The sequence below is a fragment of the Inquilinus sp. NPDC058860 genome, assembly GCF_042743185.1.
Classification (GTDB): Bacteria; Pseudomonadota; Alphaproteobacteria; order DSM-16000; family Inquilinaceae; genus Inquilinus.
Genome location: NZ_JBHYMS010000021.1, coordinates 57,341 through 70,602, shown reverse-complemented (window position 1 = coordinate 70,602; position 13,262 = coordinate 57,341). Strand labels below are relative to the sequence as shown.

The window sequence follows — 13,262 nt, the reverse complement described above, 5'->3', positions numbered from 1 at the left end:
ACGTGTCTCCCGGCCCGCCCCCCATCCGCCGCATGGCCTCGTTCAGAAGAAGGCGTTTCCGATTCGCCGGCCGAACGTTTAGTAAGAGACGCCCTGGGACCATCGAACCGCCCGCATGTCCGCCAGCTTTTCCGTCGCCGCCGTCCTGCTGAAGCTCCTGGCCACCACCGCCGGGCCTGAGCTGCACCTGCCCGATGCCGGCCAGCTCGCCGCCTATCAGCCGCCCGAGACCACCCGGATCTACGCCGCCGACGGGTCGCTGCTGCGCGAATACTATGTCGAGAACCGGGTGGTGGTGCCGCTGACGGCCCTGCCGCCCTATCTGGTGCAGGCCTTCGTCTCGGCCGAGGACCAGAATTTCCGCCATCATCACGGCGTCGACCCGTCCGGCCTGGCCCGCGCCATGGTGGCCAACATCAAGAACCTGCGGCACGGCCGCCGGCTCGAGGGCGGCTCGACCATCACCCAGCAGGTGGCCAAGAACCTGCTGCTGACCAACGAGGTCAGCGCCCTGCGCAAGCTGCGCGAGCTGATCCTGGCCTTCGAGATCGAGCACGACTTCTCCAAGGACCAGATCCTGGAGATGTATCTCAACGAGATCTATCTCGGCCGCGGCGCCTACGGCGTCGGCGCGGCCTCGGCCCGCTATTTCGGCAAGCCGCCGGCCGAGCTGTCGCTGTCGGAGGCGGCGTTCCTGGCGGCGCTGCCGAAGGCGCCGAACAACTACAACCCGATCACCCGGCCCGAGGCCGCCCGCACCCGTCGCGACTACGTGCTCGACCGGATGGCGCAGGACGGCGCCATCACCGCCGAGCAGGCGGTGGCCGCCAAGGCCGAGCCGCTGGCGGTACGCGCCCAGGCGCCGCTGGAGACCGTCTACGCCCCCTATTTCGCCGAGGAGGTGCGCCGGTCGCTGCGCAAATCCTTCGGCAACGATCAGCTCTATCGCGGCGGGCTGGCGGTGCGCACCACGCTGGATCCTCGGCTGCAGATCTTCGCCGACCGCGCCCTGCGCGCCGGCCTCGAACGCTTCGACCGCAACCGCGGCTGGCGCGGGCCGATCACCAACATCTCGGCCATGCTCGACCTGCCGGCCTCGGCTGAGGCAGTGGCACAGGCCGAGGCCGCCCAGGCGCCGGCCCAGCCGGCCGCCCAGCCCCCCGCACAGCAGGGGCGGCTGCTCGGCGCGCTGTCGGCGATGGGCGTGCGCCTGCCGGACCAGCAGCAGCAGCCGTCGGCGCCCGCGGTCGCCCCGACCGCCGCGCCGAAGGACGACCGCCCGGTGTGGCAGCGCTTCCTCACCGGCATCGACCGGCCGGCCCAGATCGACGGCTGGACCCTGGCTGTGGTGCTGGGGGTCGACCGCCAGGCCGCCACCATCGGGCTGGAGGACGGCAGCCAGGGCCGCATCGACCGCGCCGACCTGACCTGGGCCCGCCGGGTCGAGAACGGCCGCATGGGCCGCCAGGTCGGCGGCGCCGACGACGTGCTGGCCAAGGGCGACGTGATCTGGGTGCAGCCGGCCAAGACCTCGGGGCCGGCGTCGGCCGCCTATTCGCTGCGCCAGGTGCCGGAGGTGTCGGGCGCGCTGGTCGCCATCGAGCCCTTCACCGGCAAGGTGCTGGCGATGTCGGGCGGCTTCGACTTCTCGCTCAGCGAGTTCAACCGCGCCACCCAGGCGCAGCGCCAGCCGGGCTCGGCCTTCAAGCCCTTCGTCTACCTCTCGGCGCTGCAGCACGGCTACACCCCGTCCAGCCTGATCTACGACACGCCGATCTCGGTCGACCAGGGCCAGGGCGCCGGCCGCTACCGGCCGCGCAACTACGGCGGCGGCTTCATCGGCCTGGCCACGCTGCGCTCCGGCGTCGAGCGCTCGCGCAACGTCATGACGGTGCGCCTGCTGGTCGAGATGGGGCTGCAGCCGGTCAAGGAGACGGCGGAGTCCTTCGGCATCTACCAGAGAATGCCGCTGTATCCGGCGATGGGCCTGGGCGCCGGCGAGACCACGCCGCTGAAGCTGACCACGGCCTATGCCACCATCGCCAATGGCGGCTACCAGATCAGCCCCTATCTGATCGAGCGGGTGCAGGACCGCGACGGCCGCAGCCTGCGGCAGCAGGGCATCGTGGGCCCCGATCGCGCTGACTGCATCCCCTGCGCCGCCCCCGCCTGGAGCGGCCAGCCGGCGCCGGCGCGATCGCGCGGGGAGCAGCTGGACGACCCGATCGCCAACTACCAGATGATCTCGATCCTGCAGGGCGTCACCCAGCGCGGCACCGCCGCCCGGCTCGCCGGCCTCGGCCTGCCGCTGGCCGGCAAGACCGGCACCACCAATGATTCGAACGACGTCTGGTTCGTGGGTTTCTCCCCGAAGCTCGCGGTCGGCATCTTCGTCGGCTACGACAAGCCGCGCAGCCTGGGCGCCGGCGCCACCGGCGGGTCGATCGCGGTGCCGATCTTCAGCGACTTCATCAAGGACGCGCTGGCCGGGCAGGACCCCGGCGCCTTCGCCGTGCCGTCCGGCGTCAGCTTCGCCTATGTCGACCGCCGCAGCGGCTATTCGGCGGAGCCCGGCGGGTCGGACGTGATCATGGAGGCGTTCCGCCCCGGCACCGAGCCCGGCCCGCCGCCGGTCGCCGACACCTTCGGCGAAACCAGCCAGGACGCGCTGACCGGCACCGGCGGCCTTTACTGACTGGTCTCAAGAGGCTGGTCTGAAGCTCGTCCCGGTGAGTCGGCTGGCGTGGTTGTCGAGAACCGGAGCGCAGCGGACTTTTGGGTCCGTGAGCACCGGAAGCGCAGAAAACCGCGTCAGACGGCCGCCAGGGCGAGCTTCAGAGCGGCCGGCTTCGGGCCGCCGGTGGCCCAGTCCAAGAGCTCGACCGTGTGCACCACCGGCAGGGCGGTGCCGAGGCCGATCTGGGTGATGCAGCCGATATTGCCGGCGGCGACGATCGCCGCCCCGGTGCTCTCCACCGCCCGCACCTTGCGCGCCCGCAGCTCGTCCGCGATCTCCGGCTGCAGCAGGTTGTAGGTGCCGGCGGAGCCGCAGCAGAGATGCCCGTCCGGCACCTCGCGCAGCTCGAACCCCGCGGCCGCCAGCAGCCGGCGCGGCGGCGCCGCGATGCGCTGGCCGTGCTGCATCGAGCAGGCGGAATGGTAGGCCACGGCCTGGCCGCTCGGCCGTGCCGGCGGGTTCAGCCCGACCTCGTCCATCAGCTCGGTGACATCCCTGGCCAGGGCCGAGATCGTCGCGGCACGCCCAGCCCAGGCCGGGTCGGCGCGGAACATGTGGCCATAATCCTTGACCGTGGTGCCGCAGCCGGAGGTGTTGATGACGATGGCGTCGAGGCCGGCCTCCTCCACCACGCGGCCCCACGCCTCGATATTCGCCCGGGCCGAGGCCAGCGCCGCCTCCTCCCGCCCCATATGGTGGGTCAGCGACCCGCAGCAGCCGGCGCCCGGCGCCACCACCACCTCGACCCCGTGGCGGGTCAGCAGGCGGACCGTGGATTCGTTGATCGCCGGGTCCAGCACCGTCTGGGCGCAGCCGGACAGCAGCGCCACCCGCCGCTTGCGCGGCCCTTCGGCGGCGAAGACCTGCGGCCGGTCGACCGGGCTGGGCGGCGGCAGCCGGCGCGGCGCCAGGGCCAGCATGGCGCGCAGCCGCCTGGGCAGCAGCCGCGCCGCCGGCCGGGCCGCGATCGCCCCGATCAGCGCCAGGCGGAACAGCCGCGGCCGCGGCAGCACCGCCGCCAGCAGCGCCCGGATCGCCCGGTCCTGCAGCGGCCGGCGATAGGTCTTCTCCACCACCGCGCGGCCGTGATCGACCAGATGCATGTAGTGCACGCCGGAGGGGCAGGTGGTCATGCAGGACAGGCAGGACAGGCAGCGGTCGAGATGCCTGGCGACGCTGGCCGGCGCCGGGCCGCCGCCCTCCAACATCGACTTGATCTGGTAGATGCGGCCGCGCGGGCTGTCGAGCTCGTCGCCCAGGACCGTGTAGGTCGGGCAGGTGGCGAGGCAGAAGCCGCAATGCACGCAGCTGCGCAGGATCTGCTCCGACACCGCATTGTCCGGATCGGCCAGCTGCGCCAGCGAGAAATGAGTCTGCACCCGCACCCTCCCGTCGTTGCGCCCGACACTAGACCGCAAGCCCGAAGAAAGGGAACCCGGCCGATGCGGCCGGCAGCGTTGTCAACCGGCATAGGGGTTAGTACGCTGGCCCTACAGACGGGGAGGCCGAGATGACCATGGTCCGGATGCGCCGCGCCCTGCCCGGGGCCCTGCTGCTTGGCGGCCTGTGCGGCACGGCATGGGCGGGAGGGCCGGTGGTCCAGGACATCGCGCTGGGGCAGACACCGCGCGAGGCCGCCGCCTTCACCGGGCAGACTGTGACCTTCGCCGCGCCGGGCGAGGCGCCCTGGACCGGCCTGGTCGCCGCGGAGCGGCCGGGCGACGGCACGCTGCTGCTGCAATTCACCCCGCCGGCCCAGGGCAACCGGCTGTATTCGGTGGCCGAGACCCTGCGCTTCGACTCAGGCGGGCCGCGCAGCGCCGCGGACGCGCTGGCCCCGCTGAAGGCCCGCTTCGGCGAGCCGGCGGCGGTGTTCGACCAGCCGGGCAAGCAGGTGGCCGTCTGGCGCTTTGTCGGCGGCAAGCCGGCGGCCGCCAGCGTCGACGTCGCCTCGGACTGCTCGCCCTACGCGGCGGCCGCGGTGTCGGGGCTGCGGCCGATCGGCTGGCCGGCACCTTGCGGCGAGCTGGTGTTCGCGACGGTGGAGCTGGCGGCGGACGGCATCCCGACGCTGCTGCGGGTCACCCATGCCGACACCGATGCGGCGCAGGCGCTGCAGCCGCGCCGCGGCGAGCCCTACGCGCATCTGGCGAAACCGGTGCGGTAGGAAGGGCGGCCCGAGGGCCGCCCGCACTCTCAGCTGGCGCTGCTGCTGCGGCCGGCGATGAACCGGTAGATGATCAGCAGCACGATGGCGCCGACCACGCCCAGCAGGAAGCGGCCGAAGCCGCTCTCCGGCACGATGCCGAGCTGCAGGCCGAGCCAGCCGCCGACCACCGACCCGGCGATGCCGAGCAGGATGGTGATGATGAAGCCGCCCGGGTCGCGCCCAGGCATCAGGAACTTGGCGACCAGACCGATGACGAAGCCGATGATGATGGTGCCGATGATGCCCATGGGCTCTCCCTCCGAGTCGAGTCGACCGTCCGATCATAACCCATGAGCGAGGGCGAGGTTTCCGGTGCTTTCACACGCCCCCGAAGCCGTCAGGCCGTCATGCGTCCCGGCGACAGGATTCCCTTCGGGTCGAAGGCTTCGCGCACCCGGCGGTCCAGCGCCTCCAGCGCCGGCGGCTGCGGCTCGAACACCGGCAGCGCGGCGCGCAGCCCGGCGGGCGCCCGGACCAGGGTGGCATGCCCGCCGCCCGCGGCCGCGACCGCGGCGCGGATCGCAGCGGCCCCGGCATCGCCCTCGGCGGTGACCGCGATCCAGATCAGCCCGCCGCCCCAGTCGAAGTAATGCGCACCGCCGGCGGCGGCCGCGACCCGCGGCCCGGCGGTCGGCGCCACCGAGACCCGCCACACGGCCCGGTCATCGTCGGCAAAGGCCGCGACGTCGCGGATCCGGCGCCAGAGATCGACCGATTCGCCGGGATCGAGCACAGAGATCGGCCCGGCATCCCCCAGCAGCTGCGACAGCGCCGCCACCCGGCTGTCGACCGAGGGGCCGAAGCCCTCGATCCGGACCAGGCTGCGCGCGGCGCCGCCGAGGATGCCGGCCGGCAGATGGGCGGCGCCCGAGACCTCGTAGGGGCTGGTCAGGGCCCGGGTCAGCACGGCGACGCCGGCGGCGTCGTCCAGCCCGGCGACGGCCAGGGTGCGCACCGTCTCCGGCGCCGGCAGCACCTTGACCGTGATCCGGGTCATGGCGGCCAGCGTGCCGAAGGCGCCGGTCAGCAGCTTCGGCAGGTCGTAGCCGGTGACGTTCTTGACCACCCGCCCGCCGGATTTGAAGGCCTGGCCGCGGCCGGAGACGGCCTCGATGCCCAGCACATGGTCCCGCGCGGCCCCGGCCTTCAGCCGCCGCGGCCCCGACAGGTTGCAGCCGACCGTGCCGCCCAGCGTGCCGGCACCGGCCGGGCCGCCGTAGAGCGGGCCGAGATCCGGCGGCTCGAAGGCCAGGGCCTGGCCGCGGGCGGCCAGCGCGGCCTCGATCTCCGCCATCGGCGTGCCCGGGCGGGCGGTCAGCACCAGCTCCTCCGGCTCGTAGACCTCGATCCCGGCCAGGCCGGACAGGTCGAGCGCATGCGCCGCCTGCACCGGCCGGCCGAAGCCGCGCTTGCTGCCGCGGCCGAGCAGCTCCAGAGGCACCTCGCCGGCCAGCCCCCAGCGGACGATCTCGAGCACCTGGTCGTCGGTCTCGGGCTTCAGCGTCTCGGTCATCGGTCGCACCTCGCTCGCGCGCCATCGGCTTGACTTAACATGCATATACCCCCATTATGGGGGTATAGAGAAGCGCGTTCCGCACTATCGGTTGGCGGCGATCAAGGCGGCATTCGCGAATCCATCAACCATGAACAGAACCGTAGTGTCCAAGCAAGGGGCCGATGCCCTGAAAATGGCTGATGCCCAGGTCGTCGCCGTCATTCAGGCATTGATCCCAGCAGACTTCGACAAATCCATGACGTCCCTTGCGAATCACAAGATCTGGCAAGATGTCTATCGGCCCACAACAACCGGCACATCGCTCTATGTGAAATTCACCACGGACTCCATGGGCGCCTATCTCTTGATCAGTTTCAAGGAAGCATGAGCATGGTGAGAAGGCCAAGAGACTACCCCGAGACAATCGAGAGTGCCGAAAGCGGCAGGCCGATGCGGCGGGGAGAGAAGCTGGTGTCCTTTTCGGTCGAAGGACGGGTCTTCGAGTACCTCCAGCCGGGCTGGTGGTGCAATTTGGACGACCCTTCCGATGTGGAAGGGCAACTGGTCGATGAGGACAATGAAGTCGCGGAGATGGCACGGCGTACGGCAGAGGCGATCGTCAAAGGCGAGTCCTTCCCGCCCCTGTTGATTCGCGCCATCCGCATCCGCTGCGGCCTGAGCCAGCGGGAAGCCGGCCAAGTGTTTGGAACCGGAGACAAATCGTTCGAAAAGTACGAGGCTGGTCAGATTCGACCATCCGCCCCGACTCGGCGCCTGCTACAGCTGGCGATGAAACGACCCGATTTCTTTACGAAACCACCAAAGGGCAAGATGTCCCTACCATCGGCCACTGATGCGACGCTCATACGCAAGACGATCAAGGATGCCCATCTGGATCGCATCTACGAGCGGTTGTTCGCCGACCGAGCAAGCTGATTCTCTGCGTAAACCGTAGCGTCGAGCGTCATCAAAAGCGCGGCAGATCGGGGAAGCGGGTCTCGCCGCGGTGGATATGGACACGCCCCAACTCGGCGCAGCGGTGCAGCGTCGGGAACACCTTGCCGGGGTTCAAGAGCCCGTCCGGGTCGAAGGCGCATTTCAGCCGCTGCTGCTGCGCCAGGTCCTCCGGCCCGAACTGCACCTCCATCAGGTCGCGCTTCTCGACCCCGACGCCGTGCTCACCGGTCAGCACCCCGCCGACCTCGACGCACAGCTTCAGGATGTCCGACCCGAACTCCTCGGCCTTCTCCAGCTCGCCCGGCACATTGGCGTCGTACAGGATCAGCGGGTGCAGGTTGCCGTCGCCGGCATGGAAGACATTGGCGACGCGCAGCCCGTGGCGGCGCGACATCTCCTGCATCCGGGCCAGCACCTCGGGCAGGCGCTTCCGCGGGATGGTGCCGTCCATGCAGTAATAGTCGGGGCTGATCCGGCCGACCGCCGGGAAGGCGGCCTTGCGCCCGGCCCAGAAGCGCAGCCGCTCCTCCTCGTTGCGGCTGACGACGCAGATCGTGGCGCCGCAGTCGCGGCCGATCGATTCGACCCGCCCGATCAGGTGGTCGACCTCGGCCTCCGGCCCGTCCAGCTCGCAGATCAGCAGCGCCTCGACATCCAGCGGATAGCCGGCCTTGACGAAGGCCTCGGCCGCATGGATGGCGGGCTTGTCCATCATCTCCAGCCCGCCCGGGATGATGCCGGCGCCGATGATGCGCGCGACGCAGTCGCCGCCGGCCTCCGACGACGGGAAGCCCATCAGCACGGCGCGCTGGGTCGCCGGGCGGCGCAGCAGCCGCACCGTGACCTCGGTGACCACGGCCAGCAGCCCTTCCGAGCCGGTGAGCACGCCGAGCAGGTCGTAGCCCGGCGAATCGAGATGCTTGCCGCCGAGGCGCAGCACGGTGCCGTCGATCAGCACCACCTCCAGCCCCAGCACGTTGTTGGTGGTCAGCCCGTATTTCAGGCAGTGCACGCCGCCGGAATTCTCGGCGACATTGCCGCCGATCGAGCAGGCGATCTGGCTGGACGGGTCGGGCGCGTAATAGAAGCCGGCATGGGCGACGGCGTTGGTGATGCCGAGATTGGTGACCCCCGGCTGCACCCGGGCGCAGCGGTTGTCGAAGTCGATCTCCAGCACCTTGTTGAACTTGCCGAGGCCGAGCAGCACGCCGTCCTCGAGCGGCAGGGCGCCGCCGGACAGCGAGGTGCCGGACCCGCGCGGCACCACCTTCACCCCCAGCTCCTGGCATTTGCGCAGCACCGCCGAGACCTGGGCGGTGGTCGAGGGCAGCACCACGATCATCGGCAGGGTGCGATAGGCGGTCAGCCCGTCCGATTCATAGGCGCGGCGCTCGCTCTCGGCCGTGATCACGCCCTCCCCCGGCACGATGGCGCGCAGCGCCGTGGCGATCTCCTCGCGTCGCGCCAGGACGGCGGCATCGGGGGCTGGCATCTTCATCGGCGGGACCTCCGCCGCGGACGATAGAAGCCATCGCCGGAAATGCAAAGGCCGCGTCCGGGGACGCGGCCTTCGACCGACTCAAGGAGCGGCTGAGATCAGCCCTGGCGCGCCTTGAAGCGCGGGTTCTCCTTGTTGATGACGTAGACACGGCCCTTGCGACGGACGACGCGGCAAGCGCGGTGGCGGGTCTTCAGGGTCTTGAGCGAGTTCGCGACTTTCATGATCCATATCCCATGCGGCAGCGCCGGCGCCGCCGGGAGCACGGGCTCGCGGGCCGGAATTAGAGGCGCGGACCATAGTGGCGGACCCGCATCCTGTCAACCACGCGCGCACCGATTTCAGGCGTAACCCTGCGACACGTCGCAGCGAACCAGGGGCCGGAGCCCGAACGGGCTGGAGATCGCAACAATTCCTCCAGCATACTCGCGCCCATCATCGCCGGACCGGCACCCACCCGAGGGGGAGGCACCATGCGTTCGTTGAAGTTCGCCGTCATCACCGCCGCCATCGTCAGCTGCGGCGCCGCCATCGCCTGGGCGGCCACGCCCGAGGAGGTGGTGACCCAGCGCGAGGATGCGATGAAGACCTACGGCGCCAGCGTCAAGACCCTGACCGGCTTCGTGCGCGACAACCAGGGCACGATCGACGACGTCAAGGCGGCGACCGCCAAGATGGCGGGGGTGAGCGCCAACCTGCTGGCCCTGTTCCCGGAAGGCACCGCGGTCGGCGTCGGCAAGAGCGCGGCCAAGCCGGAGGTCTGGGCGAACTGGGCCGATTTCCAGGCCAAGGTGAAGGCCAACCACGACGCCATCGCGGCGCTGGACGCCGCCGCCCAGGAAGGCAATGCCGCCAAGGTGAAGGCCGCCTTCCCCGCGGTCGGCCAGTCCTGCGGCGCCTGCCACGAGACCTATCGGGTGAAGAAGAGCTGACGAATCGCGGCCTAGCGTCGGGTTCGCGTCCGCGAACCCGACCTACATGACCGCCTGCGCGATGGCGCGGAAGCCGGCCAGCAGGCGGTGGTCGAGCGCGTCGTCGACCGCCATGGGCTGCGACGACATCTTGGCGATGACCAGCTCCGCTGCGCGGTCGACATAGATCCACTGGCCGTGGATGCCGATGCCGCAGACCACGTCGCGCCCCGGCCCCGGCACGTACCACTGGCTGCGGTAGCGCCCCTGCGGCGCCAGGTCGCCCCGCGCCCAGGCCCGGGCGTCGCCGTTGTCGAGGATGTCGTCGACCCAGGCCTGCGGCACCACCTGAATGCCGCCGGCCCGGCCGTCCCGCCGCACAAGCTCGCCGATCCGGGCCAGGTCGCGCAGGGTCATGCAGATGCCGCCGGCGGTGCGCGGCGCGCCCAGCCGGTCGAGCGTGATATAGGCATCCGCCTCCGTCCACATCGGCCGCCACAGCAGCTCGGTCATCAGCGCGCCGAAGCGCATGCCGGAGGCGCGTTCGCAGATCCAGCCCAGCATGTCGGAGTTGGGCGAGACGTAGTGGAAGGTCTCGCCATGCCGGCTGCCATCGGCCGGCAGGCGGGCGATGAAGCCGTGCAGGTCGTTGTCCCGCGCCACCTCGCCGGGCGGGTTCCAGCCCATGGCGACGCGGTAGCGGGCGACGTCGCCGGCCGGGTCGACATAGTCCTCGACGAAGCGGATGCCGACCGTCATGTCGAGCACATGGCGCACCGTGGCGCCGTCATAGGCCGAACCCGCCGCCTCCGGCACATAGGCCGTCACCGGCGCGCCGGGGTCGAGCTGGCCGCGGCCGACCAGGATGCCGGCGATCAGGCCGGTGATCGACTTGCTGATCGAGAAGACGATGTGCTGCGTCTTCGGCCCCAGCCCGTGGGCGTAGTGCTCGGCCACCGTCGCACCGCGATGCAGCACCAGGATGCCGTCGGTGTCGCTCTCGGCCATCAGCCTGGCCACCGACCCGTCCTGCCCCGGCACCGCGATGCGGTCGAGGTCCAGCGCCGGCCCGGGCTTCAGGCAGGCGGCGAATTCGCCGCGCGGGATCTCGGCCACCGGCACCAGCCGGCGGACATTGCGGAAGCCCCAGCGGCTGTACGGCGCTTGGCGCCAATTTGCGAGCGTCGCCTCCGGCGCCGCCTCGCTCGTCTCCAGCTCGGTCACCATTGCCGTCCCTGTTTCTTCGCCCCGAGGGGCTGCCGCCGCCTTGCCGGCGGCAGCCCACTCTAGACGAAGACGAGGCAGGCCTGCACCGTTCTGATGGTCTACAGCACGAAGTCGGCCGCGGTCAGGGCGTGGTCGGAAGTGACGGTGATGATCGCGTCCTCCACCCTGTTGCCGGTGGTCTCGAGATAGACGCCGTAGCGGTTGTCGGCGAAGGCCAGCACCCGGATCTGCCCGATGCCGGTGAAGACGGCGCCGGTGCCGAAGGTGAAGGCGGTGTCGCCGTTGGCTGCGTTGCCGTCGGCGTCGATCGCCGACAGGTCGATCCTGTCGCCGGCGGTGAAGTCGAGGATCGCATCCTTGCCGGCGGCGGCGACGGTGCTGTCGGTGACGGCGGCATAGACGAAGCGGTCGTTGCCGGCGCCGCCCCTCAGCACGTCGGCTCCGCCGCCGCCCGCGAGCACGTCGTCGCCGGCCATGCCCCACAGGGTGTTGGCGCCGGCATCGCCGGTCAGCGTGTCGACGAAGCCCGAGCCGATCACCTGCTCGATGCTGCTGAACGTGTCGCCCGCCGCATCGCCGCCGCTGGAGGCACCGCCGATCACCACGGTCACCCCCGCGGCCGAGCTGGCATAGCTCGCCGTGTCGACACCGGCCCCGCCGGTCAGCGTGTCGGCCCCGGTCCCACCTTCGAGCGTGTCGTTGCCGTCGCCGCCGTCGAGCTGATCGTCGCCCGCCCCGCCGATGATGGAGTCGTTGCCGGCCTCGCCGAAGACCTGATCGTTGCCGGTGCCGGCATCGACCGAATCATTGCCGGTACCGCCATGGATGGTGTCGATGCCGTCGCCGCCCACCAGCCGGTCGGCGCCGTCGCCGCCGTCGAGGCTGTCGTTGCCGCCTTCGCCCGAGAGGGAATCGTCGCCGCCCCGCCCGGCCAGGATGTCGTCGCCGACCCGGCCGCCGAAGACGTTGCGGCCGTCATCCCCGCCCAGCGAGTCGCCGAGGCTGGTGCCGTAGACGTTCTCGATCGCGGTCAGCACATCGCCCTGGGCATCGCCGCCGGAGGCGGTGCGGGCGAGCAGGTCGATCGCCACCGCCGCGGCCGAGCCCTGGTAGAGGACGGTGTCGATGCCGCCCCCGCCGGCCAGGGAGTCGGCCCCGGCGCCGCCGAGCAGCACGTCGTCCCCGGCGCCGCCGTCGAGCCGGTCCGCCCCGGTGCCGCCTTCGAGCCTGTCGTTGCCGAGGCCGCCGAGCAGGACATCGGCGCCGCCCAGGCCGCGGACCGTGTCGTTGGCGTCGCCGGCAGTGACCACGTTGCGGTCGTCGCTGCCGACGATCAGCAGGTCGGACAGCACGCCGACCAGCAGCAGATGCGCCGGCAGGCCGACCGGCCCGCCCGGGAAACCGAGGTCGATCTCCTCGATGCCGCGCAGCGAATCGCCCTGCAGCACCAGCAGCGTGTCCGCCCCGGGCAGCGGGGTGAAGGCGATGACGTCGTAGCCGTCGCCGCCGTCGATGACCTCGCCGGCGACGACCTCCGCCCCATCCATGATGCCGATCAGGTCGTTGCCGTCGCCACCCTCGATCCGGTCGGCGTCGCCGCCGCCATAGAGCGTGTCGTCGCCGGCGCCACCCTGCAGCAGGTCGGGCCCGTCGCCGCAGCCGCAGCTGCCGCCGCCCGGCTCCGCGTCGCCGGCGAGCATGTCGTTGCCGTCGCCGCCGACCAGCGTGTCGGCGCCCTCATACCCGACCAGCAGGTCGTCCCCGGCCATCCCGGACAGGGCGTTGTCGTCCGTGCCGCCGTCGATGGTGTCGTCGCCGGCGCTGCCGGTGACGTTCTCGATCCCCGCCAGGGTATCGCCCTCGGCATCCCCGCCGCTGCCGATGCCCAGATAGAGATCCACGATCACCGGCTTGGCGCTGGTGCTGTAGTCGGCCGTGTCGACGCCGTCGCCGCCGGTCAGCGTATCGGGCCCAAGGCCGCCGCGCAGCAGGTCGTCCCCGGTGCCGCCGTCGAGCTGATCGGCGCCGTCGCCGCCGTCGACCACATCGTTGCCGGCGCCGGCCAGGACGAAGTCGTCGCCGCCCATTCCGCTCAGCGTGTCGTCGCCCGACAGGTCGAGCTGCACGCCGTTGGCGCCGGGCGGCACCACCACGGAATCGGTCAGGCCGTAGATATAGTCGGGATCGACGGTGCCGGTGTAGCTGGTCACGAGATGGGTCTCCGATCA

The 13,262-nt window shown here is 71.1% G+C and carries 12 protein-coding genes; 5 read left to right on the top strand and 7 right to left on the bottom strand.

The annotated features are described in order from the left end of the window. Positions 1-115 precede the first annotated feature (115 nt). Positions 116-2,695 (top strand): penicillin-binding protein 1A, encoded by a 2,580-nt coding sequence (locus ACFW16_RS16620; RefSeq protein ID WP_380306892.1) that lies wholly within the window; start codon positions 116-118, stop codon positions 2,693-2,695. Positions 2,696-2,811: 116 nt separating this feature from the next. On the opposite strand, the gene glcF is transcribed toward ACFW16_RS16620, so the two are convergent. Then, positions 2,812-4,116, bottom strand: a complete 1,305-nt coding sequence (gene glcF / locus ACFW16_RS16615) for a glycolate oxidase subunit GlcF (RefSeq protein WP_380306890.1) — start codon at positions 4,114-4,116, stop codon at positions 2,812-2,814. Between the two features lie 131 nt (positions 4,117-4,247). Here glcF and ACFW16_RS16610 point away from each other — a divergent pair, with 131 nt between their 5' ends. Then, complete coding sequence (locus ACFW16_RS16610) at positions 4,248-4,904, top strand: hypothetical protein (protein WP_380306888.1); 657 nt, start codon at positions 4,248-4,250, stop codon at positions 4,902-4,904. A gap of 29 nt (positions 4,905-4,933) precedes the next feature. On the opposite strand, the gene ACFW16_RS16605 is transcribed toward ACFW16_RS16610, so the two are convergent. Together ACFW16_RS16605 and glcE are read right to left on the bottom strand one after the other, a co-directional pair. Further along, the gene (locus ACFW16_RS16605) at positions 4,934-5,194 is read right to left on the bottom strand and encodes a GlsB/YeaQ/YmgE family stress response membrane protein (protein WP_380306886.1); all 261 of its coding nucleotides are present in this window, start codon (positions 5,192-5,194) and stop codon (positions 4,934-4,936) included. Between the two features lie 89 nt (positions 5,195-5,283). Further along, positions 5,284-6,459 (bottom strand): glycolate oxidase subunit GlcE, encoded by a 1,176-nt coding sequence (gene glcE, locus ACFW16_RS16600; RefSeq protein ID WP_380306884.1) that lies wholly within the window; start codon positions 6,457-6,459, stop codon positions 5,284-5,286. Positions 6,460-6,550: 91 nt separating this feature from the next. On the opposite strand from glcE, the gene ACFW16_RS16595 reads away from it, so the two are divergent. Next, entirely contained in the window at positions 6,551-6,829 is a 279-nt protein-coding gene (locus tag ACFW16_RS16595; protein WP_380306882.1) for a type II toxin-antitoxin system MqsR family toxin, read from the top strand. Further along, positions 6,826-7,377, top strand: coding sequence for a type II TA system antitoxin MqsA family protein (locus ACFW16_RS16590; RefSeq protein WP_380306880.1), 552 nt, complete (start codon positions 6,826-6,828; stop codon positions 7,375-7,377). Before ACFW16_RS16595 ends, ACFW16_RS16590 begins: the two co-directional genes overlap by 4 nt. A gap of 31 nt (positions 7,378-7,408) precedes the next feature. Here ACFW16_RS16590 and ACFW16_RS16585 read toward each other — a convergent pair whose 3' ends face one another. Together ACFW16_RS16585 and ykgO are read right to left on the bottom strand one after the other, a co-directional pair. Further along, complete coding sequence (locus ACFW16_RS16585; RefSeq protein WP_380306878.1) at positions 7,409-8,896, bottom strand: FAD-linked oxidase C-terminal domain-containing protein; 1,488 nt, start codon at positions 8,894-8,896, stop codon at positions 7,409-7,411. A 98-nt stretch (positions 8,897-8,994) separates the two neighbouring features. After that, positions 8,995-9,120, bottom strand: a complete 126-nt coding sequence (ykgO, locus tag ACFW16_RS16580; RefSeq protein WP_138893229.1) for a type B 50S ribosomal protein L36 — start codon at positions 9,118-9,120, stop codon at positions 8,995-8,997. A gap of 249 nt (positions 9,121-9,369) precedes the next feature. Here ykgO and ACFW16_RS16575 point away from each other — a divergent pair, with 249 nt between their 5' ends. Next, entirely contained in the window at positions 9,370-9,828 is a 459-nt protein-coding gene (locus ACFW16_RS16575; protein ID WP_380306876.1) for a c-type cytochrome, read from the top strand. A 42-nt stretch (positions 9,829-9,870) separates the two neighbouring features. Here ACFW16_RS16575 and ACFW16_RS16570 read toward each other — a convergent pair whose 3' ends face one another. Together ACFW16_RS16570 and ACFW16_RS16565 are read right to left on the bottom strand one after the other, a co-directional pair. Then, positions 9,871-11,031: a serine hydrolase domain-containing protein gene (locus tag ACFW16_RS16570; RefSeq protein ID WP_380306874.1), complete on the bottom strand. Its 1,161-nt coding sequence runs from the start codon at positions 11,029-11,031 to the stop codon at positions 9,871-9,873. A gap of 101 nt (positions 11,032-11,132) precedes the next feature. Next, the gene (locus tag ACFW16_RS16565) at positions 11,133-13,244 is read right to left on the bottom strand and encodes a calcium-binding protein (RefSeq protein ID WP_380306872.1); all 2,112 of its coding nucleotides are present in this window, start codon (positions 13,242-13,244) and stop codon (positions 11,133-11,135) included. Positions 13,245-13,262 lie beyond the last annotated feature (18 nt).

Coding starts and splice junctions, on each gene's coding strand:
- ACFW16_RS16620 (WP_380306892.1), top strand. CDS start 116: ATGTCCGCCAGCTTTTCCGTCGCCGCCGTCCTGCTGAAGCTCCTGGCC.
- ACFW16_RS16610 (WP_380306888.1), top strand. CDS start 4,248: ATGACCATGGTCCGGATGCGCCGCGCCCTGCCCGGGGCCCTGCTGCTT.
- ACFW16_RS16605 (WP_380306886.1), bottom strand. CDS start 5,194: ATGGGCATCATCGGCACCATCATCATCGGCTTCGTCATCGGTCTGGTC.
- glcE (WP_380306884.1), bottom strand. CDS start 6,459: ATGACCGAGACGCTGAAGCCCGAGACCGACGACCAGGTGCTCGAGATC.
- ACFW16_RS16590 (WP_380306880.1), top strand. CDS start 6,826: ATGAGCATGGTGAGAAGGCCAAGAGACTACCCCGAGACAATCGAGAGT.
- ACFW16_RS16585 (WP_380306878.1), bottom strand. CDS start 8,896: ATGAAGATGCCAGCCCCCGATGCCGCCGTCCTGGCGCGACGCGAGGAG.
- ykgO (WP_138893229.1), bottom strand. CDS start 9,120: ATGAAAGTCGCGAACTCGCTCAAGACCCTGAAGACCCGCCACCGCGCT.
- ACFW16_RS16575 (WP_380306876.1), top strand. CDS start 9,370: ATGCGTTCGTTGAAGTTCGCCGTCATCACCGCCGCCATCGTCAGCTGC.